Source organism: Nesterenkonia sp. F, assembly GCF_000220985.1.
In the GTDB taxonomy this organism is placed as follows: domain Bacteria; phylum Actinomycetota; class Actinomycetes; order Actinomycetales; family Micrococcaceae; genus Nesterenkonia.
Window position 1 is genome coordinate 1 of sequence record NZ_AFRW01000108.1, and the last position, 4,764, is coordinate 4,764.

General features: G+C 71.9%; 4 protein-coding genes and 1 tRNA gene. All 5 read left to right on the top strand.

The window, feature by feature from the left end:
- On the top strand, positions 1-1,020 hold a 1,020-nt coding region (locus GU5_RS14970), incomplete at its 5' end, for a pseudouridine synthase (protein WP_010525271.1).
- Entirely contained in the window at positions 1,017-2,177 is a 1,161-nt protein-coding gene (locus tag GU5_RS0109085) for a prephenate dehydrogenase (RefSeq protein WP_010525272.1), read from the top strand. The genes GU5_RS14970 and GU5_RS0109085, both read left to right, overlap by 4 nt.
- A complete protein-coding gene (cmk, locus tag GU5_RS0109090) occupies positions 2,174-2,917 on the top strand; it encodes a (d)CMP kinase (protein ID WP_010525273.1) in 744 nt (247 codons plus the stop codon). The genes GU5_RS0109085 and cmk overlap by 4 nt, the downstream gene beginning before the upstream one ends.
- A gap of 68 nt (positions 2,918-2,985) precedes the next feature.
- Entirely contained in the window at positions 2,986-4,524 is a 1,539-nt protein-coding gene (gene der / locus GU5_RS0109095) for a ribosome biogenesis GTPase Der (protein ID WP_010525274.1), read from the top strand.
- Between the two features lie 86 nt (positions 4,525-4,610).
- A tRNA-Pro gene (locus tag GU5_RS0109100) sits at positions 4,611-4,684 on the top strand.
- Positions 4,685-4,764: the final 80 nt, after the last annotated feature.

The following is a 4,764-nucleotide window of genomic DNA, read 5'->3' on the forward strand; positions in this document are numbered from 1 at the left end:
CCGTTCGCCGACGTGGACCCCCAGCGTCTGGTCGCCGACGAGGACCGCCGCGCCAAGCCGCGCCTCGACGAGGCCGAGGACAACTTCGCCGCCGTCCACGATCCGTCGGGGGAGCGGCTGCAGAAGGTCCTCGCCCGGGCCGGCGTCGCCTCGCGCCGCGTCTGCGAGAACCTCATCGCCGAAGGGCGCGTGGAGGTCGACGGTCGCGTCGTCGTCGAGCTGGGTGTGCGAGTGCGCCCTGAGGCGGTGCGCATCCACGTCGACGGCGTGCGGGTGACCCTCGCCGTCGAGCACCAGTACCTGATGTTCAACAAGCCCGCCGGCGTGGTGACGACCATGTCGGATCCGCAGGGGCGTCCGTGCATCGGCGACCACCTCGATGCCGAGACCTCGGCGCCCGGGCTGGTCCACGTCGGCCGGCTGGACCGCGAGACCGAGGGCCTGCTGCTGCTGACCAACGACGGGGAGATGGCGCACCGACTGACCCATCCCTCCTACGAGGTGCCCAAGACCTACCTGGTGGAGACCGCGGGTCGGGTGACCGCCGCCGACCGCCGTCGCCTGCTCGAGGGCGTGGAGCTCGAGGACGGCCCGATCGCCGTCGACGAGTGCCGCATCCTGGAGAATTCGGGGACCCGGAGCATGGTGGAGGTGACTCTGCACTCCGGACGGAACCGCATCGTGCGGCGGATCTTCGACTACATGGACCGTCCGGTCCGTCGTCTGGTCCGCACGGCGATCGGTCGCATCACCATCGGGGACCAGCTGCAGGGCACCATCCGACCGCTGGGGCGGCTGGAGCTGGGCCATCTGCTGGACCTGACCGGTGTGGAGCCGGGAGGTCGCACCGGCTCCCACGACGGCGAGGCGGAGCCCGCGCCGCAGCGGTCGCCGGAGCCGGCGGCAGAGCCGGCGCCGAACAGAGCGCCGAAGAAGGCGCGGGCTTCCCGCGCGCCGTCGAGTTCGAGCCCCCGATCGACGCGCCGCATGCGCCCCGGGGCACAGGAGGGAGGCCGGTGAATCCACTGACCACATTGCCCGACGACGGGCGCAGCCGCCCGCGCGTGCTGATCCGCGGCACGGGGCTGCTCGGCGCGAGCATCGGCATCGGCCTGCGGGCCGACGGCCATGACGTCAGGCTCTCCGATCCCTCGCCGACTGCGCAGGCCGTGGCCCGCGACATCGGTGCCGGAGCACTCTGGGAGGACGGGCTCGTCGACCCCGAGCTGGTCGTCGTCGCCGCACCGCCGGAGGTCACCGCCGACGAGGTCGCCGATGCGCTCCTGCGCTTCCCTCAGGCGCTGGTCCTCGACGTCGCCTCGGTGAAGGACTCGGTGCTGCGCGAGCTCCTCGGCCGCGCCGACGACGCCGGGGAGCAGCTGAGCCGCGAGGACCTGGTGCGCTACGTGGGCACCCACCCGATGGCCGGCCGCGAGCAGTCCGGCCCGGTGGCCGCCCGCGGGGCGCTGTTCACCTCGATGCCGTGGGTGATCTGCACGGCCGCGGACCCGAGCACCGGCGAACGGATCAGCTCGCCGGCGGCGGTCGCCTGGGCCGAGGAGATCGCCTCGCGGCTCGGCGCCACCGTCCACCACATGGACGCGGCCGAGCATGACGCCTCGGTGGCGCTGATCTCGCATCTGCCGCAGATCGCCGCCTCCCTGGTCGCCTCCCGGCTGCAGGACGCCCCGACCACCGCGTTGGCGCTGGCCGGCAACGGGCTGCGCGACGTGACCCGCCTGGCGGCCTCGGACCCGAACCTGTGGGTGCAGATCCTGGCGGCCAACTCCGTGCCGCTGGTGGACGTCCTCCACGGGCTGCGCGAGGATGTCGAGCGGCTCATCCGCACGATGGAGGCTCCCGATGCCCCCGGCGGGCGGGCGGACATCGCCCAGCTGATCGCCGAGGGCAACAGCGGCCAGGCTCGGGTGCCGGGCAAGCACGGCGCGCCGCCGCAGTCCTTCGCGAAGATCGCGGTGATCGTCGACGATCGGCCGGGCCAGATCGCCGCAGTGCTCGACGACGTCGCCACCGTGGGCGTCAACGTCGAAGACATGCGTATGGACCACTCCGCCGGCCACGAGGTCGGTATGGTGGAGCTGTCCGTGCTGCCGGGACGACAGCAGGAGCTGGCCGATGCGCTGGCCGAGATGGGATGGAAGGTGATCCAGTCATGAGCGCCGGTGCCTCGCAGCATGCCGCCGCCCCAGCGTCCGCCGAGGGGCAGGGCGCGCAGACGCCGCAGTCCGCCGCCGGTGCTCCGCGGCTGATCGTCGCCGTGGACGGGCCCTCGGGCTCGGGCAAGTCCAGCGTCTGCCGCGCCGCCGCGCGCGAGCTGGGCGCGGCCTATCTCGACACCGGGGCGATGTACCGCGCCGCGGCCTGGTACTGCTTGGACCAGGCGATCGACTTCGACGATGAGGACGCCGTCGCCGTCGCCGTCGAGGAGCTGCCGCTGTCGATCTCCACCGACCCCGACCACCAGACCATCACCGTCGGGCAGGCCGACGTCACCGACGCGATCCGCGGCTCGGCGGTGTCCGAGGCGGTCTCCGAAGTGGCCACCAATCGGCGGGCGCGCTCGCTGCTGGTCGACGCCCAGCGGCGGATCATCGACGAGGCCGGCTTCGTCGTCGCCGAGGGCCGCGACATCACCACCGTCGTCGCTCCCGACGCGCCGGTGCGGGTGCTGCTGACCGCCTCCGCGGAGGTTCGACTGGCCCGCCGCGGCCTGCAGCTCGGCGGCGAGCAGTCCGCCGAGACGCTGCACCGGCAGGTGATCGCCCGCGACGCCAAGGACTCCACGGCGGTGAACTTCACCGAGGCCGCCGACGGCGTCGCCGTGCTGGACTCCACCGATCTGACCTTCGAGGAGACGGTCGCCTCGCTGGTCGACCGGGTGCGCGCGGTGCGCTGACACACGGCCCGGCCCAGATCCCGAGCACGACTCGTCACCCCACCTTCTTCCACCACCAGGAGCACCAGTTGGCCCGACACGACGCTGACACACCCGACGGCGAGGACTACGCCGTCGGACACGAGGACGACCAGATCGCCGAGCGCCTCGCGGCCATGACCGACGAGGAGGCCGACGCCCGGGCCGAGGCGCTGCGCGCCGGTCTCGAGGACTACGAGCTCGAGGACGAGGACGCGCTGCTGCTCGACGCCGACGGTGAGCCGCTCGGCGGGCCCGCGCATGTCGGGGCCCCGCCGGTGCTGGCGATCATCGGGCGGCCCAACGTGGGCAAGTCCACGCTGGTCAACCGCATCACCCGCTCGCGCGAGGCCGTCGTGGAGGACGTGCCCGGGGTGACCCGGGATCGCGTGTCCTACGACGCCGAGTGGAACGGCACCGATTTCACCATCGTCGACACCGGCGGCTGGGAGAAGGACGCCCGCGGCATCCATCGGCGGGTGGCCGACCAGGCCGAGCTCGCCGTCGACGAGGCCGATGCGGTGGTCTTCGTCGTCGACGGCGTGGTCGGCGCGACCGCCGTCGACGAGGCTGTCGTCAGGATGCTCCGGCGGAAGAGGAAGCCGGTGTTCCTGGTGGCCAACAAGGTCGACTCCGAGGCGCAGATGATCGAGGTCCACGCGTTGTGGAACCTGGGTCTGGGTCGGCCGTATCCGGTCTCGGCGGTGCATGGCACCGGCACCGGCGACGTGCTCGACGCCGCCGTGGAGGCGATGCCCGAGACCGCCCAGCACGGCGGACTGGTGCCCTCGGGCGGCCCGCGCCGGGTGGCGCTGGTCGGCCGGCCGAACGTGGGCAAGTCCTCGCTGCTGAACAAGCTCGCCGGCTCTGAGCGCGTCGTCGTCGACACCGTCGCCGGGACCACCGTCGACCCGGTGGACGAGCACATCGAGCTCGGCGGCGAGACCTGGCGATTCGTCGACACCGCCGGCATCCGCCGGCGACAGCATATGGCCTCCGGCTCGGAGTACTATGCGATGCTCCGCACCCAGCGGGCGGTGGACAAGGCCGAGGTGGCGGTGGTGCTGCTCTCGGTGGACGAGCCGATCTCCGAGCAGGACGTGCGGATCATCCAGATGGCCGTCGACGCCGGCCGCGCACTGGTGCTGGCCTACAACAAGTGGGACCTGCTCGACGACGAGCGTCGCTACTACCTGGAGCGCGAGGTCAAGCGCGATCTCGGGCACGTGACCTGGGCGCCGCGCGTCAACGTCTCCGCCCGCACCGGGTGGCACAAGGACAAGCTGGCCCCGGCGCTGCAGACGTCGCTGGACAACTGGGAACGACGCATCCCGACCGGCAAGCTCAACGCCTTCCTCGGCGAGCTCGTCGCGGCCCATCCGCATCCGGTGCGCGGCGGCAAGCAGCCGCGGATCCTCTTCGCGACCCAGCCGTCGAGCCGCCCGCCGAAGTTCGTGCTGTTCACCACCGGATTCCTGGACGCGGGCTATCGCCGATTCATCCAGCGGCGACTGCGTGAGACCTTCGACTTCTCCGGTACGCCGATCGAGGTCAGCATGCGGGTCCGCGAGCGGCGTCGGAAGAAGTGACGACGATCCTGAGGACCGCCTCCGATGAGGCATCGGCGCCGCTGATGTAGTAAGATCTTCGGGTGGCCGGCACGGATCGGCCAGCTCGGGATGTGGCGCAGTTTGGTAGCGCACACGACTGGGGGTCGTGGGGTCGCAGGTTCAAATCCTGTCATCCCGACCGAGCGGAGAGCCCCGGTGAGGAGAGATCCTCGCCGGGGCTCTTCTCGTCTCCGGAGGGTCGACCTAGACTGTGGGTTA